Raw genomic sequence first — 26,685 nt, 5'->3', positions numbered from 1 at the left:
TCAGTATTGCGACCAAAGCGGACTATCCGAACATATCTACGAATACCCTAGCAAGGGGAGCTGACAATCAGCGTTTGCGGCGCGCTTTTGCTTCGGCGTCAGCCCATGCTTTCTGGGCGGCAGTGAGACCTCCCTCGCCGTTCGCACCCCCTGCTGAGCCCATTCCACTTCCTGCCCGCCATGCGTGGGTCAAGGCCAGCGCAAGAGCGTCCGCAGCATCGGCCGGCTTCGGCGGTGCATCCAGCCGCAAAATCTTGGTCACCAGCTTGGTAACAGCATCCTTGTTGGAGGTGCCGCTGCCGGTGACTGCCGCCTTGACCTCCGAGGGTGTGTGCAACGCGACGGGGATGCCTCGCCGGGCGGCCGCCACGATCACAACGCCTGATGCTTGGGCTACGCCCATCACGGTGCTGACATTCATCTGCGAGAAGACACGTTCGACGGCGACGACGTCCGGCTTGTGCAGGTCCAGCCATTCATCGATGGCCTGGGCAATCACCAGCAGCCTCTTATCCAGCGTCAGTTCAGCAGAGGTCCCCACCACCCCCACTGCCACCATGGTGGCCCTGCGGTTCTTCTCTATGTCCACTACACCGATGCCGCAACGGGTAAGGCCCGGATCGACTCCCAATACGCGAAGAGTCAAGTCCGGGCCTTCCTGGTTGATGCAAAGCTGCTATGTATCAAACTGACGCGGTGCGCCTGGGCCGGCTATTCGGCGTCGAGGGCAGCCTGGACTTCCTCGCTGAGGTCCGCATTGCTGTAGACGTTCTGGACATCGTCCAGGTCTTCAAGGGCGTCCACAAGCTTCATGAACTTCTTGGCGCCGTCAACGTCCAGGTCCACCTGCATGGAGGGAACGAATTCGGCTTCGTCGGTGTCGTAATCGATGCCGGCTTCTTTCAGGGCGTCGCGGATGGCCTGAAGGTCAGAGGGCTCCGAGTGAATTTCCCAGTTCTCACCACTGTCCTTGACTTCTTCGGCCCCGGCTTCCAGGACCGCCATCAGGATGTCATCCTCGCTGAGGCCGTTCTTGGGCAATACGACAACACCCTTGCGGGCAAAGAGGTAGCTCACGGAACCGGGATCGGCGATGGTGCCGCCGTTGCGTGAGATAGCCAGGCGCACCTCGGATGCAGCGCGGTTCTTGTTGTCGGTCAGACATTCGATCAACAGGGCAGAACCCTGAGGACCGCGGGCCTCGTACATGATCTCGGTGTAATCCACCACTTCACCGGTGAGGCCTGCCCCACGTTTGATGGCGCGGTCGATGTTGTCATTGGGAACCGAAGTTTTCTTGGCCTTCGTGACCGCAAGTTCCAGGCCAGGGTTGCCGGCGAGGTCCGGGCCACCCATGCGGGCAGCAACTTCGATGTTCTTGATCAGCTTTGCGAACGACTTTGCACGCCTGCCGTCAATGATGGCTTTCTTGTGCTTGGTGGTCGCCCATTTGGAGTGGCCTGACATGCTTTACGCTTCTCCTCTGATCATTCGAATAAAGAGTTCATGCACGCGTTTCTCTCCCGTCACTTCCGGGTGGAAGGAGGTGGCCAGCAGTTGGCCCGAACGCACTGCAACAATTCTAGCCACTCCATGCAAAGTAGCCGTGTGGCTGGCGTGATCGGGGTCAACCTGGGCAAGGACTTCCACGCCCGGGCCAACTCGCTCCACCCAAGGACCCCTAATGAACACCGCGTGAACGGGATCCACGCCGGACTCCCCTGCGCTGAAATCAAGGGCTTTGAAATCAAGGTCGGTTTCGAAGGACTCACGTTGACGTCCAAAAGCGTTCCTGCGGACCGTGATATCCAGCCCGCCAAACGTCTGCTGGGGATTTCCGTTCACGTCAGTTGCGGGATCGGCAATTTCATTGGCCAAAAGGATCATGCCGGCACAGGAGCCATAAACCGGCAAGCCCTCCGCGATGCGCTTTTGAAGGGGGTCACGGACTTCGAAGATCCGGGAGAGCTTGTCAATGGTGGTGGATTCGCCGCCTGGGATGATCAGGCCGTCAATGTCGTCGAGCTCTGAAGGGCGGCGAATACCCACGCCGGTGGCGCCGGCGGCCTCTACAGCGTGGATGTGCTCGCGGAAGTCGCCCTGGAGAGCCAGCACGCCGATCCGGAGTCCTGAACCCACGCGTGACGAAGCGTCGGAAAGGGGGTTGGTCATTCGACCATCATAGTGGTCCACGGCCTTCGTGACGCTGCCCGCGGTTGCCAAGCGGCCATGCCGGTCGCCGGCTCCATGCCCTGACTGGGATATATTACAGAGCATGCTTTCCTTCAGCGTTCCCCTCGGCAAGCTGGTCCGCACACTGTCCCGGCTCCGGGGCGGAGGCTCAGCTTTTCCCGGCTTGGTGGTTGAGAAAATCGATCCCGGCTTCATGCAGCGAACGCTGGCTTCGCTCCCCCTTGGCGTAGCTGTGGTCAGTGGCACCAACGGCAAGACCACCACTACGAAGATGGTGGTGGAGCTCCTCGAAAGCCAAGGCCTGAAGGTCTTCACCAACCGCAGTGGCAGCAACTTCACCCGTGGTGTGGCTGCCTCCCTGTTGGGCGATGTGGATTGGCGTGGCCGCCTCGACGCAGACATCGCCATTTTGGAACTGGACGAAGCTCACGCCGTGCACTTCGTCAACAAAGTGGAGCCGCGTTTCAGCCTGCTGCTGAACGTGCTGCGCGACCAATTGGACCGCTTCGGTGAAATCGACAAGACGGCCCGGCTTCTGGAGCACATTGCCTCCAAAACCACCGATACCGTTGTCCTGAACCGCGAAGACCCCCGCGTCGCCCGGATTGCCCAAGCCATCAACACACTTGACGCCGTTCACCATCCCGAAGTCCGCTACTTCGGCCTCGACGAGTCTTTGCGCAGCACCTTCCCCAACGACGACGAGATGCGCACCACCGGCATCGGCCCCTCCCCGTCAGGGACCTCTGTTGCCGCAGAGACCGGCGAGGACGTAGACCTGCCGGCTGCCGACGTCGTGCTCCGACGGGTCGGTGCCCAGGACGCCGATTTTGAGTTCGACGGCGAAACCGTCACCACATCCATGAAGCTGCGTGGCGTCTATAACATCTTCAATGCAGCGGCGGCTTTGTCGCTAGCGAGGTCCATTATGGGAACCGGACCCGTTGATACCCCCAAATTAGTGAAGGCTCTGGGGGAAGTTGCTCCCGCCTTCGGCCGTGGTGAAAGCCTCACAGTGGATGGACAACCACTGGAACTGGTGCTGGTGAAGAACCCCAGCGGTTTCCGGCTGGGGCTGAAGTCCTTTCCCGCCGGCGGATACGCCACCATGATCGCCATCAACGACAACTACGCAGACGGCAGGGACATGTCCTGGCTGTGGGACGTCGAGTTCGACTCCCTGCGCGAAGGAGGCGTTGAAGTCCTCACCGGCGTACGCGCTTACGACATGGCGCTTCGCCTTCAATATGACGACGTTCACTTCGGAGTGGTGGAACCAGACATCACAGCAGCATTGCGCGCCTTCATCGACGGTTCCCGGGGCAAGCCCAAACGCGTCTTCTGCACTTACACTTCCATGCTCGCCATCCGCCGCGAACTGGCCAAAATCACCATAGTTGAGGTGGTCTCATGACTTCGGAAGCCCAGCCCACACCAGATACCCATCCCACGCCGGACAACCAGTCCAGCAAGGGGACAATCCGCGTGCTCCAGCTCTACCCGCGCGAAATGAACATCTACGGCGACTGGGGCAACGCCCTGGTCCTCAAACAACGGATCAAGTGGCATGGCTACACCCCGGAGTTGCTCGAGTACAACGTGGGTGACGAATTCCCGGACGACATCGACATCATTGTGGGTGGAGGCGGGCAGGACAGTGGCCAGCTGGTCATTCAGAACGACCTCCAGGCGCGCGCCGCTCAGCTGAAGCAACTGGCGGAGGAGGGCGCGCCCATGCTGGTGATTTGCGGGCTCTACCAGTTGTTTGGGAAGTTCTTTAAAACCAGCACAGGACCTGTCATTCCCGGCATCGGCATCCTCGACGTTGAAACGCGCGGCACGGATGAACGACTCATCGGCAACGTGACCATGAAGTCCACCGAGTTCGGCGACATCCTTGGCTACGAGAACCACAGCGGGCAGACCACGTTGGGACCCGGCGTCGAGCCCTTGGGCACCGTGACAAAAGGCGCGGGCAACAACAGCAAAGATGGCCACGAGGGCGCCCGCTACAACAACGTTGTAGCGAGCTACCTGCACGGTTCGTTGCTCCCGAAGAACCCGGCCATTGCCGACTTCCTGATCCGCACGGCAGCCGAGCGCAAGTTCGGTAGTTTCGTGCCGGGAACGCCCGACGACGACTATGCACGCCTTGCGCGTGAACACGCCGCCCGCCGGCCGCGCTGAGCGCTACTTTTCTTTGGTGATCAGCAGTTCATGCGCCCCAGCGGTGGCTGCGCCCATCGACTCAACTACTGATTTGGTACGCTGACGGGTCTCAGCATCGGCCGCAGGGGTGGCGCAGACTCCCTGCGGTGCGTCGCTTGCCACGGAGCACCAACGGTACGGATCCCGAACGATTACCGACGGTGCCCAAGCAAGGTCCGAAGCAGTCCACACCCCTGAAGTGTTCTGGCTGAACTGCGCCCGAACCAGCAGCCCTTCATTGTTCAGGACATACCACGGTGACAATTCGGTGACACCGTTGCCCAAACCGTAGACGATCCACGTGCCCTTGTAATTTTCGATCGGCAACACCGAATGCGTGTGGTGACCGTAGATCATGGTGAACTGGCCGCTGTCCACCAACGCGTGCGCAACGTCCTGCTGCTGGGCGTTGGCTTCACTGGCGTACTCATCTCCGGCATGCATGACGCCCAGCACAATGTCAGCTCCAAGCGCCTTGGCTTGTGTTGCCTTCGCGATCATTGCCGCTGGATCCAGCTCGTCAACCAGCCAAGGGTATTCCGGAATCTGACCATTGTGGCCGTACGTGCCAATGATGACGGCCACCTTGGCAGCGTCCGTCTGGAGCATGAGAATCTCCTTGGATGCGGCCTCTGTCCTGTACGAGCCCGTGTGCTTCAGGCCTGCTGCATCCAGGGCGTCCAATGTTCGCAGCAATCCTTCAGTCCCGCGATCAATGGTGTGGTTGCTGGCCGTCGTGCAGGCCTTGTAGCCCACATCCTTGGAGGCCGTGATGATTTGCGGTGGCACGTTGAAAGACGGGTAGGCTGAGAATGGACCCTCCGGTGTAGCAACGGGCGTTTCCTGATGACAGATGGCGAGGTCGCTGTTGCGGATGTAGCGTCGCTGCCCTTCCAGAAGCGGAACGAATGTGTACCCCGGCTGTCCCAACGCTGCAGCGTCAGCTCTGGCTTGCTGCCAGAGCTGGGTATGAACCAACATGTCCCCGGTCACGGTAATGGAGGTGCAGCGGAGTTCCGGGCAAGCAGGCCCCTTGCCTGGGGTGGGGTTTGGTGCGGGGGTACGGGCTGGGCTTGGAGTCCCGGTGGCCGGTGCCGAAGCAGCGCTGCTGCGCTCAGCGTCATCGTTTTCTGCAATAACGCCGCAACTGCTCAGTGAGAAGGCAAGAACCATGCCACTGACCACGAGTGCCGCTTTGTGAGGGCGGAACCGGCCCACGGAAAATGTGATTTTGCCCATGAATTTCATCCTACGGCCGAAGCCCTGCTGATCAGGGCGTGCCGCCCTTGAGGACACGATTCTTACGTGAAAGAGTCACTTCATGACCAATCCGCTCTTGAGCCCCAGCACATTGCCCTACGGGCTTCCGCCCTTCTCCGGCATTTCGCCAGAGCACTATGCCGAGGCCATAGAGGCAGGTTTATCGGCGCATCTCAGCGAAATCGCCAGGATTGCCGATAACCCTGAGACGGCCACCCTGGAAAACACAGCCATGGCCATGGAGCGGTCCGGACTTCTCCTCAACAGGGCCGCCGCGGCGTTCTTTACAATGGTTTCTGCAGATGCTTCTGACACCATTAAGTCGCTGGAAACAGAGTTGTCCCCCAAGTTCTCAGCGCATCAGGACGCTCTTTACATGAACCGGGAGCTCTACGAGCGATTCGCAGCGATCAATACCACCGGCTTGGATCAGGAGTCGGCCCGCTTGGTGGAGGAGTACCTCAAGGAGTTCCGACAGTCCGGTGTTCAGCTCGATGATGCCGGGCAACAACGCCTGCGTGAGGTGAACGCCGAACTGTCCCGTTTGGGGACCGAATTTGGTCAGCGCGTCAAGGAAGCCATGAAGTCCGCCGCTCTGCTTCTTGACGACGCCGGTGAGCTCGCCGGCCTGCCAACGGAAGTGATCACCGGTGCCGCGGAAGCAGCAAAGTCTGCAGGTCATGACGGCAAGTTCCTGCTGACCCTGATCCAACCCAGCAACCAGCCCGCCCTGGCGTTCCTGGAGAACCGGTCCATCCGCCGTCGCCTCTACGAAGCGTCCCTGGCGCGCGGCACTGATGGCGGCCCCTTGGACGTTCGCGACCTGGTGAAAGCTACTGTCCGGTTGCGGGCGGAGAAGGCAGCTCTCCTGGGCTTTGCGAATTTCGCAGAGCTGGTGGTCGACCAGCAGACGGCGCCCGGTTTCAGCGAAGTGCAAGCCATGTTGGGTAGGCTGGCGCCGGCGGCCGTGCGGAATGCGCAATCGGAGGCGGACGCGTTGGCGGAAGCCGCGGGCCACGAACTCCAACCATGGGACTGGGCATACTATTCTGCCCGGGTTCGCAAGGAAAAGTTTCAGGTGGACGAGCAGGCGCTCCGCCCCTACTTCAGCCTCGAAACTGTCCTCAATGACGGCGTCTTCCATGCGGCGACACAGCTCTTCGGGGTGACTTTCCATGAACGCGACGACCTGGAGGGCTATCACCCGGATGTCCCGGTGTGGGAGGTCCGCAATGAAGACGGCAGTGGCCTCGGGCTGTTCCTGGGCGACTACTACACCCGGGAATCCAAGCGCGGAGGTGCCTGGATGAACTCCCTGATGGATCAGTCCCACCTGCTGGGAACGCGGTCCGTTGTCATCAACAACCTCAACATCACCAAACCGGCTCCCGGCGAGCCCACGCTTTTGTCTTTGGATGAGGTCCGTACGGTCTTCCACGAGTTCGGCCACGCGCTGCACGGCCTATTCTCCGATGTCACCTATCCGCGGTTCTCCGGAACGTCCGTACCGCGGGACTTTGTGGAGTACCCCTCCCAGGTCAACGAAATGTGGATCATGTGGCCTCAGGTACTGGGCAACTACGCCCGGCACCACTCCACGGGAGAGCCGCTCCCCCAGGACACGGTGGACAAACTCAATGCTTCAATGCTGTGGGGAGAAGGATTCGCCACCACCGAATACCTCGGAGCCGCGCTCCTTGACCTTGCATGGCACGTCATCTCCGAGGCGGAGGTGCCGGATGACGTTCTCGCCTTCGAGGCCAAGGCACTGGCCGATGCAGCCATCGCCCACCCCCTGATCCCACCGAGATACAGGACGGGCTATTTCCAGCACATCTTCGCCGGCGCGGGCTACGCAGCCGGATACTACTCCTACATCTGGAGCGAGGTGCTGGACGCCGACACCGTGGAGTGGTTCAGGGAAAACGGTGGCCTTACCCGGTCAAACGGGGAACGATTCAGGTCCGAGCTGCTCTCACGGGGTAACAGCAGGGACCCCTTGGAGTCATTCCGCCGCCTTCCGAGGTCGTGACGCAAAGCTGGAACCCCTCCTGAAACGCCGAGGACTGGACTAGTACGACGCCGGGCCGGTCACCTTGGAAGGTGACCGGCCCGGCGTCGTAGTTCTCCTGCTGTTTACCAGCCGCGCTCTGCGAGGCGGTGCGGCTGCGGGATCTCGTCCACGTTGATGCCCACCATGGCTTCGCCCAGGCCGCGGGAGACCTTGGCGATCACGTCAGGATCGTCGTGGAAGGTGGTGGCCTTCACGACGGCGGCGGCGCGCTCTGCCGGGTTGCCGGACTTGAAGATACCCGAACCAACGAACACACCGTCGGCGCCGAGCTGCATCATCATCGCAGCATCAGCCGGCGTGGCGATGCCACCGGCGGTGAACAGGACAACGGGGAGCTTGCCGGTGGCGGCAACTTCCTTGACCAGCTCGTACGGGGCCTGCAGTTCCTTGGCCGCAACGTACAGCTCGTCCTCGGGGAGGGCTGCGAGCTTGGCGATCTCCGAGCGGATCTTGCGCATGTGCCCGGTGGCGTTGGAAACATCACCGGTGCCGGCCTCGCCCTTGGAACGGATCATGGCCGCGCCCTCGTTGATGCGGCGCAGGGCCTCACCCAGGTTGGTGGCACCACAGACGAAGGGAACGGTGAAGTTCCACTTGTCGATGTGGTTGATGTAGTCGGCCGGGGTCAGGACCTCGGACTCGTCGATGTAGTCAACACCGAGGGACTGCAGGACCTGTGCTTCAACGAAGTGGCCGATGCGGGCCTTGGCCATCACAGGGATGGACACCGCGGCGATGATCGCATCGATCATGTCCGGGTCCGACATGCGGGAGACGCCGCCTTGGGCGCGGATATCGGCAGGTACGCGCTCGAGCGCCATGACGGCGACGGCACCGGCGTCCTCAGCGATGCGGGCCTGCTCGACGTTAACGACGTCCATGATGACGCCGCCCTTGAGCATCTCCGCCATGCCCCGCTTGACGCGGCTGCTGCCCGTGACGCTGTTCGCGGACGAACCGGCTTCGTTGCTTACATCTGGTGTAGACACAAAAACCCCTATGGGTAGATAAACGACCTTCTTGCCGGAGGCGCGCGCAGCCACACGACCGCAATCAGCGCACACCGGGTTTCAGGTCAAGGTGACCAAGTACTAGTAATAGTAGTCCCACCTTGCATGCCGGCAGTACATTCATTACCCCTGTAGAGGGCAACAAAGCGGGCTGTGGTAGGTCAGCTGCACAATTGAGCTGGAACGACTTTGGTCGGTTGCCAGTTCCCTGGGAGCGACTGGCCTCTCGAGCATTACGCTGCGGCAGTTCCGTCTGCTTCGGCCATTGCCTGCCGCCGCACGGTGGACATCCGCTGGACAATGGTGATCACACTCGCCAGGGCCAAAAGGATCAGCGTCCCGAATAGAACAACAGGTGGCAGGCCCAGCCCCGTGAGCCCGGTGATAAACAGTACGGACGCGAGTCGTTCTGCACGTTCTGCGATTCCCACACTGGCCTGGTAACCCAGGGATTCCGCTTTGGCCCTGGCGTAGGAAACAACCATTCCAAGAACCAGGCAGATGACGGCAGCAGTAGCAATCGCAGGATCGTCACCACCGGTGAAAAACCAGATGGTGAGGCCTGCAAAAATGGCGCCATCAGCGAGCCTGTCGAGGGTGGAATCCAGGAAGTTGCCCCAACCTCCGCTGCGGCCCTGCAGCCTCGCCATGATTCCGTCCACTACGTCCGAGAAGGCGAAGAACGCAACCACCACTGAGCCCCACCATAAGAAGCCCAGCGGGTAAAGGACGAGCCCGCCCAAAATCACCCCTAAGGTCCCTGCAATGGTCACGGCGTCCGGAGACACACCGATCTTGAGGAGCCAACGCGCTAAAGGAGTAAAAAGTGAAGTGAAGAAGCCGCGCGCATGCCTATTGAGCATTCGACTCCCCCGGCCAGGCTTCGGCCACAAGCTTGCGGACCTCATCGAGTGTCTGCGTGATGGCCTTGGTCTGGGCGATGATGGGGAAGAAGTTTCCGTCCCCGCCCCAGCGCGGAACCACATGCTGGTGGAGATGCGCGGCGATGCCGGCACCTCCGGTCACGCCTTGGTTCATGCCGAGGTTGAAGCCGCTCGGATTCGAAACCTTCCGCAGCACGCGCATCGCCGTCTGCGTAAGTTCAGCGAACTCGGCCGTTTCCTCCACGGTGATGTCTGTGTAGTCGGGGACGTGCCGGTAAGGGCAGATCAACAGATGACCGGGATTGTAGGGGAACAGGTTGAGGACAACGTAGCAGGTCCTTCCCCGATGCACGATCAGGGATTCCTCGTCCGAGCGGGTTGGTCCTACACAGAACGGGCAATCATCCTTGTTTTTGAATTGATCCTGCCCGCCCTTGATGTAAGCCATCCGGTGCGGAGTCCACAGGCGCTGAAAAGCATCCGGTACGCCCGCCAATCCGAAGTCATCGGTTACGTCGGCGTCACCCGGTAGGTCATGTGCCGCGCCTGTGTTCTCCTGCACCGTCTTTGTTTCCGTTCCGTCAGCTCTCGCGGTTCTTGACGGCGTCAACGATCCTTCGGACCGCCTCGGCCACTGGAACGCCGTTGTCCTGGCTGCCATCCCGGAAACGGAAGGACACTGCACCGGCTTCGGCGTCCTCTCCACCTGCAATCAGGACGAACGGGATTTTGTCCTTGCTGGCTGTGCGGATTTTCTTGGGGAACCGGTCCGAGGAGATGTCCACCTCGGCACGGATGCCGGCCGCCTTGAGCTGTCCCACGACGTCGAACATGTAGTCGTTGAAGGTCTCGGCCACAGGAATGCCCACTACCTGGACGGGGGCGAGCCAGGCCGGGAAGGCTCCGGCATAGTGCTCGGTAAGCACGCCCATGAAGCGTTCCACGGAACCGAACAGTGCCCGGTGGATCATAACGGGCCGCTGGCGTGTGCCGTCGGCTGCCTGGTACTCCAGCTCGAAACGCTCCGGCAGGTTGAAGTCCAACTGGATGGTGGACATTTGCCAGGTCCTGCCAAGTGCATCCTTTGCCTGGACAGAGATCTTGGGACCATAGAATGCTGCTCCGCCCGGATCCGGAACCAGTTCCAGACCCGAGGCAGCAGCGACCTCGGAAAGCGTGCGGGTGGCTTCTTCCCAGGCGGCATCGTCACCAACGAACTTCTCTTCGTTCTTGGTGGAGAGCTCCAAGTAGAAGTCATCCAGACCGTAGTCCTTGAGAAGGCCCAGCACGAAGTTCAGCGTAGTGGTGAGTTCATCCTTCATCTGCTCGCGGGTGCAGTAGATGTGGGCGTCGTCCTGTGTCATACCGCGGACACGGGTCAGGCCGTGCACAACGCCGGACTTCTCGTAGCGGTATACCGAACCGAATTCGAACAGCCGCAGCGGAAGTTCGCGGTAGGACCGGCCCCGTGAGCGGAAAATCAGGTTGTGCATGGGGCAGTTCATCGGCTTCAGGTAGTAGTCCTGAGCCGGCTTCCGCACAGAGCCGTCTTCGTTGAATTCGGCGTCCACCTGCATCGCCGGGAACATGCCGTCCTTGTACCAGTCAAGGTGCCCGGAGACCTCGTAGAGGTGGCCCTTGGTGATGTGGGGTGTGTAGACGAATTCATACCCGGCATCCACGTGGCGCTGGCGGGAGTAGTCCTCCATGGCCTTGCGGATGATTCCGCCCTTGGGGTGGAACACAGGCAGGCCGGAGCCCAGTTCATCGGGGAAGGAGAAGAGGTCAAGTTCCACGCCGAGCTTGCGGTGGTCGCGGCGCTCAGCTTCGGCAATGCGTTCCTGGTACGCCTTGAGGGCTTCCTTGGTGGGCCACGCCGTGCCGTAAATGCGCTGCAGCTGCTGGTTGTTCTGGTTGCCGAGCCAGTATGCCGCGGAAGAACGGGTCAAGGCGAAGGCGTTGGAGATGATCTTGGTGTTTTGCAGGTGAGGACCCCGGCAAAGATCACACCAGATGCTCTCGCCGCTCTTGCGATCCACATTGTCGTAGATGGTGATGTCGCCTGCACCGACCTCAACGTTGACGCCTTCCGCGGCGTCCGTGGAGTCGTTCTTCTTGCCCAACAGCTCCAGCTTGTAGGGCTCGTTGGCCATGGCTTGGCGGGCCTCGTCCTCGGTGACAACACGACGCACGAATTTCTGGTTCTGGTTGATGATTTTTTGCATCATCTTTTCCAGTGTGCGCAGGTCTTCAGGGGTGAACGGCTCAGCGACGTCGAAGTCGAAGTAGAAGCCGTCAGTGATGTAAGGGCCGATGCCGAGTTTGGCATCGGGGCGCAACTGCTGCACAGCCTGGGCCATGACGTGAGCTGTGGAGTGGCGAAGAACGTTGAGACCGTCGGGGGAATCGATGGTGACGCCTTGGACGTCAGCGCCCTCGGTGAGTACCTGGTCCAAGTCTTTAAGAACACCATTGACACGGGCTACAACGACGTCGCGGCGCTCGAAGAAGAGTTCCGCGCCGGTAGTCCCTTCCGTCACCTTGGTCTCTTCGCCATCGACGATGAGGGTGATCTGTTGGGCATCTGACACGGGTGTCTCCTATTCATAGTTAAGGCTTCATAGCTTGTGGCGTACGGGGACCACAGCCAGCCACCGTCAATCGTATCTGCTTCGGTGAAGGCGTCCAAAGCAGCGCGCCGTGGCCGGATCGGGCTGCTCGAGGCAGGAGTTTGTTGCAGGTTCAGCTTCCCAGACCTGTAATGGCAAGGTTCCTGGAGATACCGTGGAGCGGCCCATGACGGGTGTATTCGTCCGATAGCCCAGCCTCAGCAGGAAGAAGCTCGGAATAGGGCAACTCTTCGGGACGGCTGAGGTCCCAGGCTTTGCTGGCACTAAGGCTGATCCCTTTGGGCCCGGTCCGCCTGGTGGTTCCCCTGATCAGCAGCAGGCGGGTACCAAACAGCAAAGGTCCGGACTCTTCCTGGGCCTCATGGAAGAAGACAGAGTCCACACAACCGGTGCCGTCATCAATGCTGATGAAGACAACACGCCGCCCGCCCCGCATGGGAGGGGTCTGGGTGGCAACCCGGACCCCTGCCACCAGGACTTCGGTTCCGTTGCGTAAGCCCAGGAGCTTATCGGCAGTTGTGACCCCCAGTTTGTCCAAGAGGGGTCGATGGCTTTCCATCAAGTGTTCACTGACGTCCACAGCCATGAGATCAAGTTCTGCCCTGACGTTATCCACCATGGTTGGCTCAGGAAGTTCGGGAGCAAGGTTTCTCAATTCAACATCACCCAGGGCAAATGACAGCTGGCCCTCAATGACATCCGGAGCTTTTTTGGTGGCGCTGCTTTGCAGGGCCTGCAAATGGTGCACCAAGTCAGCACGGTTGGCTTTTCCACCGGAGTCCTTATGCAAGGCATCAAAGGCGCCCAGCTGGGCCAGTCTTTTGATGTTCGGCTTACTTACCCTTGCCCTGGCCCGCAGGTCTGCCAGGGAGTCGTAAGGCTGCCCGGCAACGATCCTCTTAAGTTCCGCTCCGGAAAGTCCATAAATGCCCGTCAGGCTCAGGCGGATGCCCAGCTTGCCCTGATCCGGGCCGTGCAGGATCTTCTCCACTCTGTATTCCGCCTGGCTCCTGTTGATATCCAAAGGCAGGATGGGAATGCCAAGACGTCGTGCCTCAGCTACCAGCAGCCGCTTGGGATACATCCCGGGATCGTGTTCCCATAGCCCTGCCAGAAAGGCCTCCGGATGGTGGGCTTTGAGCCAGGCCGATTGATAGGTAGGTACGGCAAAGGCAGCGCCATGGGCCTTACAGAAGCCAAAACTGCCGAAGGCTTTCAGCGTTCCCCAGACTTTATCCACTACTTCGGGTGAGTACTTCTTTATTGCTTCTCGTCTGAAGTACTTCTCTACTCCCGGCTCATGCACTTCGTCACCAAGGGCGCGGCGAAACTCGTCAGCCCTGTCCAAACCGCAATCGGTCATGACGTGGAAGGTCTTCAGGATCTGCTCATGGAAAACGGTCACCCCGTGCGTTTCCTGGAGGACGGGTTTGAGGTCTTGATGGGGATAAATCTCAGGAGCAAAGCCGTGCCGGTGCTCCAGGAAGGGCCGCACCATATCCGACTTCATGGGTCCGGGCCTGAAAAGGGAGATATCGATGATGAGGTCGTTGAATTCCCTGGGAGCCATCTTGCCAATGAGTTCACGCTGTCCCGGTGATTCGATTTGGAAACAACCAAGTGTGTGGGTACTGCGGATCAGTTCATAGGTGGGTTCATCGTCGAATGGAACGGAGTTGAGGTCAATCCTGCCGTCAGGAGCAATGTAGTCAGGACCACTTCCACCTGGCTCCACCGGGTGCTTCCCTGCTGCGACCACTTCAGCTTTGGAGGGATGAAGACGAATCACTTCCCGGACAGCGAAGGCCATTGCACTCTGCATCCGGACGCCCAAGACATCCAGCTTGAGCATCCCCATGGGATCCATGTCGTGTTTATCGAATTGGCTCATGGGCAGGCCCAACCCGCTGGGTTGGACAGGGGTTCTATCCAGGAGAGTGGCATCTCCCAAGATCACTCCGCAGGGATGCATTGAAATATGCCGGGGCAGACGATCCAGCCTTTCGGTGAGATCCACCAACAGATCCAACTGTTGATTCTCCTCCAGGGCTCCCCGCTCCACCCGGCCGGCAAAATCCCGAAGCTCGGGCTTCTCCACCAGGGCTTCCCTGAATTTGCGTGCAGAGAATCTCCACAGTTGCTTGGCAATCTCACCGACTTCCTCGTCCGGCATTCCCAAGGCCATACCGGCATCCCTCACGGCACCACGCGCCCTGTACCCGTTTTGCATGCTCATCAAGGTGACGCGCTCGGCCCCGAATCGGTCAAAAATCTTTCGGTAGACGTTGTGCCTTTCGGCACTTTCCACATCAATATCGATGTCAGGAAGGGTTGACCGACGACCGGAGAGAAAACGTTCGAAAATGAGGTCGTGGCGTATCGGGTCAACCTGGCTGATATCGATCAGGTAATTGACAAGGCTTGAAGCGCCGGATCCCCGGGCGGCTACCCGCACACCCATATCGAGGATCATCCTTGAAACCTCTGCCACTGTGAGGAAGTACGAGGCAAACCCGAGCCGGCTGATGATCCCCAGCTCATGCTCCAACCGCGAGTGCAGTTGCTTTTCTGCATCCCCGTTGATGCCGGGGAAGCGTCTGTTGATTCCTGCTTCGCAGCGTTGGGAAAGTTCCACCATGGGGTCTGCATCGATGCCGATGATGGAGGCTTCGGGGACTACCGGCCTTTTCCAACCCATGTCCAGGATGGGGTCGATGCGGCATTTGTCTGCGAGCGCTTCGGTGTTTGAGAGGAGCTTGGTGAGGTCCGCTTTTCCTTGGCCTGCGGAGTTCATGATCTCTTTGGCGAGTTGGAGCATTTGCTGAGGGGTTTTCAGCCATCCCTGTCCTGTTGGTTGGAGGAGGGGTTCTGTGGAGAGTTCCGGAAGGGATTTGAGGGTGCGGGCGGAGTCGAGGACGTCTGCGGTGGCGGCGCCGTCCTGTGCGCAGTAGCGGACGGCGTTGCTGAGTATTGCGGGGATGTTGTATTCGAGGGCGAGCTTGAGCATTCGTACTGCGTGGGCTGTGCTGAGTGGTTCTCCCGGGGCGCTGAGGTGGGAGACGACTTCGGCCACCATGGTGCCGGGAGGCATGGCGTCGATCCATTGTTTGAAGAGGGTTCTGGGTTTGAGGTATTTGCGGCCTCCCATGGCTCGGCCTACATCGGAGTCTGGTCCTATGAGTACGGTGAGGACTGGTTTGAGGGTTTTGGGGTGGAGGGTTCTTGAGGCGAGTTCTCCGCGTGTGACTGCAACGGGGATTGTTCCGCCGGCTTTTCCTGAGGTGCGTGCATGGGCGTCGGATATGAGGCGGCATAGTGCCCTGTATCCGGCGCCGTTGTTGTTTCCGTGGGCGAGTACGACGACGCGGCCGGAGACTTGTGTGCGGTGGTCGCCGTCGTCGTCGAATACTGCGAGGTCTACCCCGACGATGGGGTGGATGCCTGCGTCCATGCACGCTTTGAGGTGTTTGATGGTGCCGTACAGGCCATCACGGTCTGTGCAGGCGAGAGCCGTGGCTCCGTCTGTTGCTGCTGTTTGGGCCAGTTCTTCAGGCCAGGAGACGCCGTAGTGTGCGCTGAAGGCTGTGGAGACGTGCAGGTGGGTAAAGCTCAAGGTTCACGCTGCTTCTTCGGGTTCTACGGCGCGGGATGGCGCGGCGTCGTGGATGCGCAGGAGTCTCCAGCGGCCGCTGCCCAGGTGGCGGACGAGGTCCAGCGTGATGGAGTGGCTGGTTTCTGTTTCAGCTGCGGAGGGTTGGAGTTGTACCCGCCAGATCTCGTGGTCAACCAGCCCGGCTCCGCTTCCCAGGGGGGCACGGTTTTCTTCAACCCACCATTGGCGGCGTTCATACCAACGCTCAGGTTTGTTGGCTACTGCGTACAGTGTGCCTTTCCATTGGACTCCCTGCGGCTGGCCTGTGTCCGTGCAGTTCACAGCTATTGATTCACTGAACAGCCCCATATTTTCACCTCTTCACGCCGGAAAACCTGATTCGAAAGTATGTTCGAATAAATCCAGTTTACGCTGACGCTCCGGCAAAACCTACTTCGAAGTTTGCGCCTTCTCCCGGGTTCGCGACACCCGCTTCCCCACCTGTTTGATCAAGGCGTCGCGCATCGGTTGTGCACTCCGGGCGAGCGCCACGTTCCCCATGAGGGATGAAGCAATCCGAAGTAGTTGCGTGCGGATGACCCTCTTTCTGCCATAAGCCGCGAGCGCCTCTTCCCTGGGCAGCTCGTTCAGAAGTCCTCCCAGCGTCACGGCATCGATCAACGCTTCGCAGGCGCCCCGTCCCAGGTTGGGGGTCATGGCATGGGCGGCGTCCCCCACCAGCACAGTATTCCCCTGCGCGTAGTGCGCCAGGGGTGGTGAAATCCAGATCCGTTGGGCCAGGGAGGTTTCCGGGGTGGCTTTTGCGAGTACATCCTGAACAGCGCGAGAGTGGTTTGCGTAGCGGTTTCTGGTCACTTCAAGGGCCTCGGCGACGTCTACTTTTTCCGGCCCAAGGTCCGAGCGGAAGGAGGCATACCAGTTGCTCCCGCCTCCGGCCGGGGCCAGCCCGAATATTTGACCACGCCCCCAGTATTCGCCGATGTCCTCTTTGTGCGGGGTTCCGGGAATGACACCCCTGACGGCCAGGAACGGTGTGGGCCTGGCTGCGCTTTGCCTTCCCAGGAGTTCCCGCCGAACCACGCTGTTGACCCCGTCCGCCCCCACGGTCAAGCCTGCAACATCCGGCAGGCGCTCCACCCTGCCTGCTTCCCGGTGCACAGAGCGGGGAACTGCACTGTCCAAAAGCTTCAGGAGCTCGGGCCGGGATATTCCTACCAGCCCTTCGCCTTCCATGGAGAGCAGGGGTTCTCCCGACGGTCTGCGAAGTGCCCCGGTTTTGATGATGGCGCCGCGGCTCCGGACGGCGCCAAGGAGCCCAAGCTTTGAGAGCGCCTGCTGCGCTTCGGGCCACATGGCCAGTGTTGTGCCGACAGCGGGGAGTTCAGGTCTCTGCTCGAAGATGGTGACCTCGAATTTGCCGGGGTCCAGCATGCCTGCGAGCGCCAGTCCAGCGATTCCTCCACCAATGATGTCCACTTTTTCCATTGGCTCACTGTACTACTACATTTGTAGTATCCATAGGGGTTGAAGCTAGACTTTCGCCATGCCGGACCGCCGAACAGAACTTGCCGACGCCGCCCTGGCCGTTGTTGCCGCCAAAGGCCTGAAGGGACTCACCCACCGTGCCGTCGACGCTCAAGCCGGCGTTGCCGTAGGAACTACCTCGAACTATTTCCGCAACCGCGCCGCACTGATGGGCGCCGCCGTCGACCGCGTTGAAGAACGCGACCGCCTTCTGCTGCAGCAGGGTGGAATGGTCATCCCGACGTCGGTAGCCGCCTTGGCCGGGCAGATCGCCGAAGCAGTATTGGGGCTCGCGCAGGAGAACGCCGAACTGACCCGCGCCAGATTCGCCTTCGCCCTGGACCAGCCCGGCGTTGTGGCCGCCGGGCACGAGCGCCTGGTATCGGCGCTGGCACAACTGCTCGAAGCCCTGGATATATCAGAGGCACGGGACCGGGCAGAGTCCGTATCCGACTACAGCGACGGCCTGGCGATGCACCTGCTGACCGCCCGTGAAGGGCAGGATATTGACCGTGCCGCCGTGGCGAGGAGCATCCGGCGACTCTTGGAAGGATGAGAGCCAAGGGGTGGACGCCAGCCGGTCCGCAGAGCAGGATTGTGGCATGAGCACCAATGACGCACTCCTGAAGCAGGTCAATATCTCCGCCGAAGAGGACAACCTCGTGGCACGGTTTGAAATCGATGGCAACATACCAGGCTCCGGCGCTTACGTCGTGGGCCTTGTTGCTGCCAGCGAGGACTATTCCTCACAGCGCAGGCTCGGCATCGAGTTCATGAACGGCGAGGCGATCTCCTTCTATTCCTTCAACCACTCCCTCAGCGCGGAGGAGAACTACGACATCAAGGGCGTGGAGCATTCCGGAAACGTCATCACCGGGAACTTCCCGATGTCGGCCATCCACGGACTCAGCAAAGGCCATGTCATGACAGGCTTCAGCGAAGCCGACGGCCGGGAGTTCCAATCCGGCGTGCCCGTCACCGAAGCTCTCTGACCCCTAAAAGAGCGCTTCCACCGGTTCAATAAGTTCCGGTGAGTTATTGCGGACATTACCCACCGCGGCGCCCACCGCGTCCAACGTCCACCCAGCCGCGGCGTCGTGTGCCCGGGAACGGACCAGATCCACCAACCCTTGGGCGTCTTTCTCCCGCGGATCCAACCACGCTTCCATCGTCTCAGTGCTCATGGGCAACGGAACGCGGTCATGAAGTGACGTCAGTTCGTCAAACACCGAAGCACTGCGCCGGGTCTTCGCCTCATCAACCGTAGGGGTATCGGCAGTGAGGATGGACATGGACAACAACCAACGCCCCGGATCATCATCGGATGCCGACTGATCCCGCCACCACTCATACAAGCCCGCAAAAACCAGACCATGCCCACCCCCCGGGTGCACATAATAGGGTTGCTTGTTCTTCCCCTCACCCTTTTTCCACTCGTAATAGCCATCCGCCGGAACCGCGCAACGCCTGGCCACAGCGGCCTTCTTGAAAGACGGCTTCTCCAGCAGCGTCTCACTCCTGGCATTGATCAGCCGCGCACCACCCTTGGGGTCCTTGGCCCATGAGGGAACCAGGCCCCACTTCGCCACATGAAGCTGCCGTTTCACGGCATCGTCAACCAGCCGCTCAAGCACAATGGGAACGGCATCGGTCGGTGCCACGTTCCATGACTTCTCCAGCGCAATCTCGTTTTCAAGTTCGGCATCGAAATCGGCGAGCAAATCCCCCACCGCACGAGCCATCACATAGCGTCCACACATGGCAACAGTCTGCCTTCTGATCGCACAACGCACCAGCACAGGCATGTGACGTAACCCTGCTTCGCCGCCCAACGGGAATTATTCGGATGCGGGTTACCGTTGATGACAACGAACCATCCCGTGCAAACCACCAAATACCAAGGAGAGCTCTGTGGACTTCACTCCCGACTCCGGCACCATCACCATGTTCTCTACCACCTGGTGCGGCTACTGCAACCGCCTGAAGAAGCAGCTGGACGCCAAGGGCATCGGCTACACCGAGATCAACATCGAAGAAGTCGATGGCACCGCCGAACTCGTCGAGCAGCTCAACGGAGGCAACCGCACCGTGCCCACCGTGCTCTTCCCCGACGGAACCGCGGCCACCAACCCGTCCGCCTCCGAGGTTGAGAGCCGTCTGGCCGCATAGGCTGCCACCCACAGTTGAGGGCCCGCACGGAACAATCCCACTCTGTCTGTCACCTGTGATAGACAGAGTGGGAATCCGTAGCGGGCCCCTTTGTCTTTAAACAGGACCCGCTCCCCAAACAGCCCGAAGGGAACATCTCTCCATGGTCCACGCAGTCAAAGGCGTCGTCGTCCGCTCCAAAGGCGCCCCCGCAACCCTCGAAACCATCCTGGTTCCCGAGCCCGGCCCCGGCGAAGCATTGGTGGACATCCTCACCAGCGGCGTCTGCCACACAGACCTCCACTACAAGCTCGGCGGCATCAGCGACGATTTTCCATTCCTCCTCGGCCATGAAGCCACCGGCGTCGTCAGCGCAGTCGGCCCCGACGTCACCGATGTAGCCCCCGGGGACCGCGTTGTCCTCAACTGGCGAGCCGTCTGCGGCAACTGCCGCGCCTGCAACCGGGGCCAGGCCCAGTACTGCTTCAACACACACAACGCCACCCAAAAGATGACACTCGAAGACGGCACGGAACTCTCACCGGCCCTCGGCATCGGCGCGTTCATCGAAAAGACCCTGGTGGCTGCCGGTCAATGCACCAAGGTAGACCCCGACGCCGATGCCGCCGCAGTGGGGCTCCTCGGCTGCGGCGTCATGGCAGGTTTGGGCGCAGCGATCAACACCGGCAACGTCAAGCGAGGCGACTCCGTTGCCGTCATCGGCTGCGGCGGGGTGGGCGTAGCAGCCATCGCCGGCGCCGCGCTCGCAGGGGCCACCACCATCATCGCCGTCGACATCGACGCAAAGAAGCTCGAGCGCGCCAAGGACCTCGGCGCGACCCACACCGTGGACTCGTCCGCATCTGATCCCATCGAAGAAATCAGGGCCCTCACGGGCGGCTTCGGCGCAGACGTGGTGATTGACGCCGTCGGACGTCCCGAAACCTATAAGCAGGCCTTCTACGCCCGCGACCTCGCAGGCACTGTTGTCCTGGTTGGTGTTCCCACACCGGAAATGACCCTGGAACTGCCGCTGCTGGACGTCTTCGGCCGCGGCGGATCACTCAAATCATCCTGGTACGGAGACTGCCTGCCCTCCCGGGACTTCCCCATGCTGGTAGACCTGTACAAGCAGGGCAAGCTGGACCTGGACGCCTTCGTCACAGAGCGCATCACCATCAACCAGGTGGAAGAAGCGTTCGATAAAATGCACGAAGGCGCAGTCCTCCGATCGGTGGTTGAGCTGTGAGCACCCTAACAATTGACCACGTGGTCACCTCCGGCACATTCTCCCTCGACGGCGGAACATGGGATGTGGATAACAACGTCTGGATAGTCGGCGACGACTCCGAGTGCATCGTCATCGACCCCGCCCACAACCCCGAAGCAATCCGGGAGGCAGTGGGTGACCGAACCGTCAAAGCCATCTTGCTGACGCACGGCCATGACGACCACATCAGTTCCGCGGGCGCTTTCAGGGAGCTCGTCAACGCCCCCATCCACCTGCACCAAGACGACTGGATGCTGTGGAAGGCCGTGTTCCCGGACGCTGATCCGGATGTCGCGATCGCAGATGGTGACGAATTCACTGTTGCCGGTGCAACACTGAAGGCGATCCACACGCCCGGACACTCTCCAGGCTCCGTGTCCTTGCACCTGGCCAGCGAGGACACACTCTTCAGCGGAGACACGCTGTTCCAAGGAGGGCCTGGCGCGACGGGACGCTCCTACAGCGACTTCCCTACCATCCTTGAGTCCATCAGGACCAGGCTCCTCTCACTGCCGGAGGAAACCGTGGTCCGCACTGGCCACGGCGACTCCACCAGCATCGGTGCAGAGAAGCCTCACTTGGATGAGTGGATCGCGCGGGGTCACTGACCCGAACGAGGTCTCCTTCCGCAGCCTGGGACGGTAATCCCGTTACCCCACCAGGCTGCGGAAGTCGCCGTCGACGATCTCTGCGTAACCGCGGTAAGCCTCAATCACAGCGTCCTCCACGGTTGGTACGTCCAGATGCGGGAGAAGGTCGTTGGCGGCCCCGGCCGTGGCGGTGTCCCATTCCAGGCCAAGCGCGGCGTACGACGCTGCCAGGACCTCGCGAATAGGTTTGGAGTTTTCCACCACAATTACTGAGCTGAAGAGCCAGCCTCCGGAAACAACGCGCTGGGCCGTGCCGATGAGCTTAATACGGTGCGCAGGGAAATCAGGGTCCTCACCGTGGACACTGAACTCCCCCGGACAGTACTCCCCCGGGATTTCGCCGACGGCGGCATGGACACCAACGCTGCGGAGGGCGCCGGCCAACAACTCGCCAAACTCCGAAAAGCGCGCCTTGGCGCGAACGATTGCGTCCGGGTGCGGCTCGATGTGATCGATCACCAACGTCCCTTGGTGATACGCAGCGGCACGGCCTCCGGCCTTGCGTATTAGAGGCTCGAAACCGAGCTCCCGGCAGGCCTCCTCCGCAGCGTGAAACCCCGGCAAGTTTGCATCGCGCTGACCGAAAGCAACAGTTGGCTGAGGTCGGTACAGGCGCAGGGAGGGGCCCAGCTTGCCGTTACGTGCGCGCTGAAGCAGCTCCAAAGCGAAGTCGAGGTCTCCCGCTGCACCCATGGATTCCGTCTGGCGGTAGACCGTGAGCGTGCGTGACCCTGCTCCCGTCCCGGCCACTAGCTTTTCCTCAAGGTCAGGATCTGCTCGGCCCGCCCGAAGGGTCCGTTGACATCATGGAGGACGGTGGACGTCAGCCCGATGCCGTCCGCTCCAAAAGAGACCTTGTTGTCCAGGCCCAACCATTCACCGGATGGGGCACGATACATATGGATTTGAAGATCAACGTTGGGAAAAATGTAGCTGTTCTCCCCCGGAGGAACGCGGGCTGCTATGCCGTTGGCGGTATCCACCAGGCCCATGAGGCGGGCCAGATCAGAACTTTCACGGTTGTTCGTAAGCGGGTGGGACGTGCGGATCCACACCTTGCCGGATCCCGGACGGTGACCCTCGGCAATTCGCATCTCCAGGGACCGGATGTATCCCCCTGGCCATACGCTGGCGCCGTCCCATGGCTTGCATTCATCAGGGGCCGGCATGGGCTCATCTTCCACTGCCGCAACAGCGCTGGTGTCGCTGGTGACCATGCGCCAGGAGGCAGCACGGATGGCCACACGGCCTCCCGCTGACAGTTCTGCCTGGATGAGTTCAATGGTCCTTCCCGGCCTCAACGTCGAGGTGGTGATCTGGAATTCACCGCCGGGAATCAGCCCAAGGATTTCATAGCTGATTCGCGCCAGTCGGACGTCATCCCGTGGCTCGTGACGGACCAAGGCATCTGCGATGATGCCCGACGCGGGAGCCATATGTTGCTCGTGGGGATTCCATGCACCCTGGGCATGGATAGTGGACCTGTAACGGCCCTCGCCCAGAGACTCGTAGTAAAAGTCGCCGTCCGCCAGTTCCGGTAATGCAGTAGTCAACTCAGGCCTTTCGCCGATCCAGCTGTAGAACTCAGACCACTGTATCCGCTGATTTGGCCCTCGTCCGACGCCGACGGAACACGAGAACCCAAGCACTAATTGCCGCCCAGGCCGCTACACCCACTGCAGCTCCTATGGGTGAGGCCGCCGCTACCGCCAGCCAAGCCTCCAAGGCAGCAAGACCAATGGTCGCGTAGAGCAGCGCCCACACGACAGAACCTGCCACGGCTGCCGGCAGGTACCGTCGCAGCGGCATGCGGGCGGCACCGGCTGCGAGGTTGATGGCCGTTTGGAGGCCAATGGTCAGAAAAGAGAGTACGACGGCGTAGGGACCCCAGCGCTGGATCAGCGCCTGGGCGCGGGCTGCTTTGGGCCGTTCCAACGAGCTCCCGAAGCGGGTGTGAGCGAGACCTGCTACGGCTCCCCGCCCGATCCAGTAGGTCACATTGACGCGGATCATCACAATAGCGAAGAGCACCGCGAGTGCGACGCCGAAAGGCAAACTCATGATCTGATCCACTCGACTTAGGCTACCCTAAGCCGCGGGTCAATGAAGACTCGGTCCCGTGGTCTGTTGTGGAGAAACCCTAGGATGAGTGCATGGACCTCCGCGACGCCGCCAACGAGTTGTACGCCGTGACACCTCGTGAGTTCACGGCCGAACGAGCCGGACTGGCCCGCAGAGCCAAGGATGCCGACCAGAAGGACTTGGCCAAAGAGATTGGCGGTCTCCCCAAGCCGGCCGCCGGCGCCTGGGCCATCAACATGCTCGCCGTTCACAAGCCCGAGGTGATTGACGGCGTCGTACGCTTTGGTGTTTCTCTGCGAACCGCTCAGGAGGATGGCGACGCAGAAGCCTTCCGTGAACTGGGGCAGCAACGCCAAAGCCAACTGACAGCTGCCGTGCATGCGGCCAAGGATCTTGCGTCCGAGCTTGGCGCTCCCCTGAGTGCAGCCGCAGCATCCGACGTTGAGCAGACATTCAGGGCAGCCATGGCCGATGCCGGAGCCGCTGCCGCGGTAAAAACAGGGAGGCTGGTAAGGGGGCTCAGCGGCAGCGGCTTCGAGGCCGTTGACCTCACTGGTGCCATTGCTGCAGCAGGTCCCGACGACGAGCCCGCCACTGAAGCTGGAAATGCGCCTGCCAAACGTTCAGCCAAGACCAAACCCGCGCCACTTTCCAAGAACGTGGCGCCTTCCAGAGACGCTCCGTCCAAGGAGAAGGCACCCCCGCAGAAATCCTCTCAGGACGAAGCCACATCCTTGGCCGATCGGCGGGCAGCCAAGCAAAAAGCAGCATTGGAAGAGGCCCGCCGCGAATTCGAGGCCGCAGACCAAACAGCCAAGGAAGCGGAAGCGGCAGCATCTGCAGCGTGGGACACCGTCAATGACTTCGCAGAACGCCGGGCAAACCTCAAATCCGGGATTGAAGACCTCAAGAAACGTCTGGCCACCCTGGAAGCCGAACTCATTGGGATCACCCGTGATGCCGAATCTGCGGAATCGGACAAAAAACGTGCCGTACGTGCGGCAACACAGCAACGACGCGCCGCGGACCAAGCCCAACGGCGCGTCGACCGGCTGAGCTAGTCCTTCTTCTTGACCGGCGATTTCTGCAAATGATGCGTCGCCGGGCCCTCGAGGTACTTTCCTTCCGGGGTGAAGCGCGAACCATGCAGGGGGCAGTCCCAGGACTTTTCGGCGTCGTTCCAGCTCACAATTCCACCCAGGTGCGCGCAGCTCGCGGAAACCATGCAAACTTTGCCGTCCACGGTGGAGACTGCTGCCGGTTCACCCTTGTACAGCCCCACCACGCCCGTTCCCTCTTCGGGGCGCGTTTGGTCTGTGATTTCAGCATTAGCCTTGATTTTTGCCCTATCCTCCACCATTCGCTTGGTAGTGCTCGCATTGAGCCGTACCGCCTGGAGGGCACCTTGGGGTGAGGTGACGCGGTGATGGATCACAGTTGCCCAGTCGGACTGGCCGCCCAGGATGTCAGAGGTGATGGACAGGGCTGCAGCGACCCCATTGCTCATCCCCCACTTGTTGTAGCCGGTGCCAAAGAAGATCCTTCCATGGCCGCGGGGAAGCTTGCCGAAGAACGGCATGAGGTTGGTGGCTTGGTAGTCCTGGGCCGACCACGTGTGTGTGACCTCCCCACCCGGGTAGTGCTGCGTTGCCCAACCGAGCAGGTCATCCAGATGCGACTTCGGCGATTTCGCCCGGCCCGCCGTGTGCCCGTATCCGCCCACCAGGAGCAGCTCGCCTTCAGGTGTTGGTTGCGTGCGCTGGGAACGGGTGGGCGAATCGATGGACAGGTACATCCCCTTCGGGATCTCGCCCGGGACCTTCAACGCTGCAGCATAGGAGCGGTTTGGCTCAAGCTTGGCAAAGTACAGGCCCCTGTCCAAGATGGGGGTGCCCGTAGCAATCACCACAGTGTCGGCCGTGAAAGTGCCCTTGCGGGTGGAGACCTCCATGGGCTGCTCCGAACCGACGTTCTGCACCTGCATGTCCTCGACGATCATGCCGCCGTGGTCCCGGATGTCCCTGGCGAGTGTTTCCAAGACATCCATGGGGTGAATCTGGGCCTGACCTTCCAGCTCCAACGCCTCCACTACCGGAAACGGCAGCCCGGGGTCACGACTGAAGTGGACGTCCAAACCTGCGTCCCGCGATACCGCAGCCTCCTCGCGGAGCCGCCGGCCGCCGTCGTCGGTGGTTGCGAACGTGACCGCAGTCCGGCGCTGGAAGGGGATACCCTGCTGCTCCATGTACTGCGTCAGCCAGGCCTGTCCGCTCTTGTTGGCCTCCACGTACGCTTGCACCACCTTGAGGGAGTACTGGCCGCGAAGGTTCGAGAGTGCTCCACCTTGGAGGAGGCTCAGCTTGCCGGTGGTATTGCCGGTGGTCACCGCCCCCAGTGTTCGGGCTTCGAAGACGACTACCCGCTGGCCGGACCTGGACAACAGCAGGGCGGCCACCATTCCGGTGAGCCCGGCGCCTACAACTATGGTGTCAAAGTGCTTTTCTTCGGGGATTGAGTCGGACATGAAGCGGGATTCCCGGTCCAACCACAGCGATTTCATCGATTAGCCTGCCTCTCAATTCACTGGCATGTGGTGAGGGAAACGCTAGGCGGCTCGCAGGTGCATATCAAGGGGTGGCGGTACCTGTTGCCAGAGCCGCCGCATGCTGTAGTTCGGGGTCCGGATCTGCAGCCCAGCGTTCCAGTACCCGTTGGGCACGTTCCTTCGCGAGGCCGTCCAGGCGCGCCATCAACGGCCTCACGACGTCCGCAGCCAGGGGATCCACCAGTTCCCTTGTGCCGGCGCTCCTGATGAAGCCTTCAATACGGGTGAGGTCGGTGTTGACCAGGACTCCCACTTTGCTTTGCAGCAGAACCACTGCTGCCAGGCGCCGTTCAAACACAGGTTCGGCCCACAGCTCCGAGCTGAGGGCAGTGACGTCGTCGTGGTCCAGGTTCTTGTACCGCTTGAGGGTGTCCCGGATGGTTCCGCGCACGGCACCCACGGACGCGCCGTACACCTTCAGGCGGCCGCCCAGACGCTCGCTGGCCTCCGCAGCTTTCTCCCACGTGGACTCCATCTGCAGCGTGTAATCCACGAATTCACCGGCTTCACTCACTCGTCTATTTTGTCAGTGCC

Annotated in this window: 25 protein-coding genes and 1 pseudogene; 9 read left to right on the top strand and 17 right to left on the bottom strand. The window is 61.0% G+C overall.

Annotated elements, in window-relative coordinates; translation table 11 throughout:
- Positions 1–67: 67 nt before the first annotated feature.
- The 3 genes from ruvC to pdxT form a co-directional block, all read right to left on the bottom strand.
- Positions 68–646 (bottom strand): crossover junction endodeoxyribonuclease RuvC, encoded by a 579-nt coding sequence (gene ruvC / locus BACI9J_RS08805; protein ID WP_159734032.1) that lies wholly within the window; start codon positions 644–646, stop codon positions 68–70.
- Positions 647–711: 65 nt separating this feature from the next.
- Entirely contained in the window at positions 712–1,467 is a 756-nt protein-coding gene (locus BACI9J_RS08800; RefSeq protein ID WP_159734031.1) for a YebC/PmpR family DNA-binding transcriptional regulator, read from the bottom strand.
- A 3-nt stretch (positions 1,468–1,470) separates the two neighbouring features.
- Positions 1,471–2,172 (bottom strand): pyridoxal 5'-phosphate synthase glutaminase subunit PdxT, encoded by a 702-nt coding sequence (gene pdxT / locus BACI9J_RS08795; protein WP_159734030.1) that lies wholly within the window; start codon positions 2,170–2,172, stop codon positions 1,471–1,473.
- 103 nt (positions 2,173–2,275) lie between these two features.
- Between pdxT and BACI9J_RS08790 the strand changes: the two genes are divergently transcribed.
- Together BACI9J_RS08790 and BACI9J_RS08785 are read left to right on the top strand one after the other, a co-directional pair.
- Positions 2,276–3,607: a Mur ligase family protein gene (locus tag BACI9J_RS08790; RefSeq protein ID WP_159734029.1), complete on the top strand. Its 1,332-nt coding sequence runs from the start codon at positions 2,276–2,278 to the stop codon at positions 3,605–3,607.
- Positions 3,604–4,380: a type 1 glutamine amidotransferase gene (locus BACI9J_RS08785; RefSeq protein WP_159734028.1), complete on the top strand. Its 777-nt coding sequence runs from the start codon at positions 3,604–3,606 to the stop codon at positions 4,378–4,380. The genes BACI9J_RS08790 and BACI9J_RS08785 overlap by 4 nt, the downstream gene beginning before the upstream one ends.
- Positions 4,381–4,383: 3 nt before the next feature.
- Here BACI9J_RS08785 and BACI9J_RS08780 read toward each other — a convergent pair whose 3' ends face one another.
- Complete coding sequence (locus BACI9J_RS08780; RefSeq protein ID WP_159734027.1) at positions 4,384–5,649, bottom strand: CapA family protein; 1,266 nt, start codon at positions 5,647–5,649, stop codon at positions 4,384–4,386.
- Between the two features lie 73 nt (positions 5,650–5,722).
- Between BACI9J_RS08780 and BACI9J_RS08775 the strand changes: the two are divergent.
- Positions 5,723–7,736: pseudogene (locus BACI9J_RS08775) on the top strand (M3 family metallopeptidase).
- 61 nt (positions 7,737–7,797) lie between these two features.
- Here the strand turns inward: BACI9J_RS08775 and pdxS are convergent.
- The 7 genes from pdxS to BACI9J_RS08740 form a co-directional block, all read right to left on the bottom strand.
- The gene (gene pdxS, locus BACI9J_RS08770) at positions 7,798–8,724 is read right to left on the bottom strand and encodes a pyridoxal 5'-phosphate synthase lyase subunit PdxS (RefSeq protein ID WP_105693961.1); all 927 of its coding nucleotides are present in this window, start codon (positions 8,722–8,724) and stop codon (positions 7,798–7,800) included.
- A gap of 254 nt (positions 8,725–8,978) precedes the next feature.
- Entirely contained in the window at positions 8,979–9,608 is a 630-nt protein-coding gene (gene pgsA, locus BACI9J_RS08765; protein ID WP_159734026.1) for a phosphatidylinositol phosphate synthase, read from the bottom strand.
- Entirely contained in the window at positions 9,598–10,191 is a 594-nt protein-coding gene (locus BACI9J_RS08760; RefSeq protein WP_159734025.1) for an HIT family protein, read from the bottom strand. The genes pgsA and BACI9J_RS08760 overlap by 11 nt, the downstream gene beginning before the upstream one ends.
- A gap of 19 nt (positions 10,192–10,210) precedes the next feature.
- Positions 10,211–12,220 carry a threonine--tRNA ligase gene (thrS, locus tag BACI9J_RS08755; RefSeq protein ID WP_159734024.1) on the bottom strand — a complete coding sequence of 670 codons (2,010 nt, stop codon included), beginning with the start codon at positions 12,218–12,220 and terminating at the stop codon, positions 10,211–10,213.
- A 151-nt stretch (positions 12,221–12,371) separates the two neighbouring features.
- The gene (locus BACI9J_RS08750) at positions 12,372–15,872 is read right to left on the bottom strand and encodes a DNA polymerase III subunit alpha (protein WP_159734023.1); all 3,501 of its coding nucleotides are present in this window, start codon (positions 15,870–15,872) and stop codon (positions 12,372–12,374) included.
- A gap of 3 nt (positions 15,873–15,875) precedes the next feature.
- The gene (locus BACI9J_RS08745; RefSeq protein WP_159734022.1) at positions 15,876–16,220 is read right to left on the bottom strand and encodes a DUF6504 family protein; all 345 of its coding nucleotides are present in this window, start codon (positions 16,218–16,220) and stop codon (positions 15,876–15,878) included.
- Positions 16,221–16,301: 81 nt separating this feature from the next.
- Complete coding sequence (locus BACI9J_RS08740) at positions 16,302–17,357, bottom strand: FAD-dependent monooxygenase (protein WP_159734021.1); 1,056 nt, start codon at positions 17,355–17,357, stop codon at positions 16,302–16,304.
- A gap of 58 nt (positions 17,358–17,415) precedes the next feature.
- On the opposite strand from BACI9J_RS08740, the gene BACI9J_RS08735 reads away from it, so the two are divergent.
- Together BACI9J_RS08735 and BACI9J_RS08730 are read left to right on the top strand one after the other, a co-directional pair.
- The gene (locus tag BACI9J_RS08735; RefSeq protein ID WP_159734020.1) at positions 17,416–17,952 is read left to right on the top strand and encodes a TetR/AcrR family transcriptional regulator; all 537 of its coding nucleotides are present in this window, start codon (positions 17,416–17,418) and stop codon (positions 17,950–17,952) included.
- Positions 17,953–17,998: 46 nt separating this feature from the next.
- Positions 17,999–18,388 carry a hypothetical protein gene (locus BACI9J_RS08730; protein WP_024816866.1) on the top strand — a complete coding sequence of 130 codons (390 nt, stop codon included), beginning with the start codon at positions 17,999–18,001 and terminating at the stop codon, positions 18,386–18,388.
- 3 nt (positions 18,389–18,391) lie between these two features.
- Here BACI9J_RS08730 and BACI9J_RS08725 read toward each other — a convergent pair whose 3' ends face one another.
- Positions 18,392–19,138, bottom strand: a complete 747-nt coding sequence (locus BACI9J_RS08725) for an SOS response-associated peptidase (protein WP_236558843.1) — start codon at positions 19,136–19,138, stop codon at positions 18,392–18,394.
- A gap of 169 nt (positions 19,139–19,307) precedes the next feature.
- On the opposite strand from BACI9J_RS08725, the gene BACI9J_RS08720 reads away from it, so the two are divergent.
- The 3 genes from BACI9J_RS08720 (at position 19,308) to BACI9J_RS08710 (ending at position 21,422) form a co-directional block, all read left to right on the top strand.
- Complete coding sequence (locus BACI9J_RS08720) at positions 19,308–19,565, top strand: mycoredoxin (RefSeq protein WP_018777778.1); 258 nt, start codon at positions 19,308–19,310, stop codon at positions 19,563–19,565.
- 142 nt (positions 19,566–19,707) lie between these two features.
- Positions 19,708–20,793, top strand: a complete 1,086-nt coding sequence (locus BACI9J_RS08715) for an S-(hydroxymethyl)mycothiol dehydrogenase (RefSeq protein ID WP_159734018.1) — start codon at positions 19,708–19,710, stop codon at positions 20,791–20,793.
- Complete coding sequence (locus BACI9J_RS08710) at positions 20,790–21,422, top strand: MBL fold metallo-hydrolase (RefSeq protein ID WP_159734017.1); 633 nt, start codon at positions 20,790–20,792, stop codon at positions 21,420–21,422. Before BACI9J_RS08715 ends, BACI9J_RS08710 begins: the two co-directional genes overlap by 4 nt.
- 42 nt (positions 21,423–21,464) lie before the next feature.
- Here the strand turns inward: BACI9J_RS08710 and BACI9J_RS08705 are convergent, their stop codons facing one another.
- The 3 genes from BACI9J_RS08705 to BACI9J_RS08695 are packed head-to-tail and all read right to left on the bottom strand — an operon-like array spanning position 21,465 to position 23,537.
- The gene (locus BACI9J_RS08705) at positions 21,465–22,157 is read right to left on the bottom strand and encodes a lipoate--protein ligase family protein (protein WP_442858659.1); all 693 of its coding nucleotides are present in this window, start codon (positions 22,155–22,157) and stop codon (positions 21,465–21,467) included.
- Between the two features lie 56 nt (positions 22,158–22,213).
- Entirely contained in the window at positions 22,214–23,017 is an 804-nt protein-coding gene (locus BACI9J_RS08700) for a thioesterase family protein (protein WP_159734015.1), read from the bottom strand.
- 31 nt (positions 23,018–23,048) lie between these two features.
- On the bottom strand, positions 23,049–23,537 hold the full coding sequence (locus BACI9J_RS08695) for a DedA family protein (protein WP_159734014.1): 489 nt from the start codon (positions 23,535–23,537) through the stop codon (positions 23,049–23,051).
- Between the two features lie 80 nt (positions 23,538–23,617).
- Here BACI9J_RS08695 and BACI9J_RS08690 point away from each other — a divergent pair, with 80 nt between their 5' ends.
- On the top strand, positions 23,618–24,607 hold the full coding sequence (locus BACI9J_RS08690) for a hypothetical protein (protein WP_159734013.1): 990 nt from the start codon (positions 23,618–23,620) through the stop codon (positions 24,605–24,607).
- Here the strand turns inward: BACI9J_RS08690 and BACI9J_RS08685 are convergent.
- Together BACI9J_RS08685 and BACI9J_RS08680 are read right to left on the bottom strand one after the other, a co-directional pair.
- Complete coding sequence (locus BACI9J_RS08685; protein ID WP_159734012.1) at positions 24,604–26,106, bottom strand: FAD-dependent oxidoreductase; 1,503 nt, start codon at positions 26,104–26,106, stop codon at positions 24,604–24,606. The genes BACI9J_RS08690 and BACI9J_RS08685 overlap by 4 nt on opposite strands.
- A 67-nt stretch (positions 26,107–26,173) precedes the next feature.
- Entirely contained in the window at positions 26,174–26,665 is a 492-nt protein-coding gene (locus BACI9J_RS08680) for a DNA alkylation repair protein (RefSeq protein ID WP_159734011.1), read from the bottom strand.
- Positions 26,666–26,685 lie beyond the last annotated feature (20 nt).

Origin of the sequence: Arthrobacter sp. 9V (genome assembly GCF_902506065.1) — a bacterium.
Lineage (GTDB): Bacteria > Actinomycetota > Actinomycetes > Actinomycetales > Micrococcaceae > Arthrobacter.
Note: the sequence above shows the minus strand (reverse complement) of the source record. Positions and strands in the feature narration are given on the sequence as shown.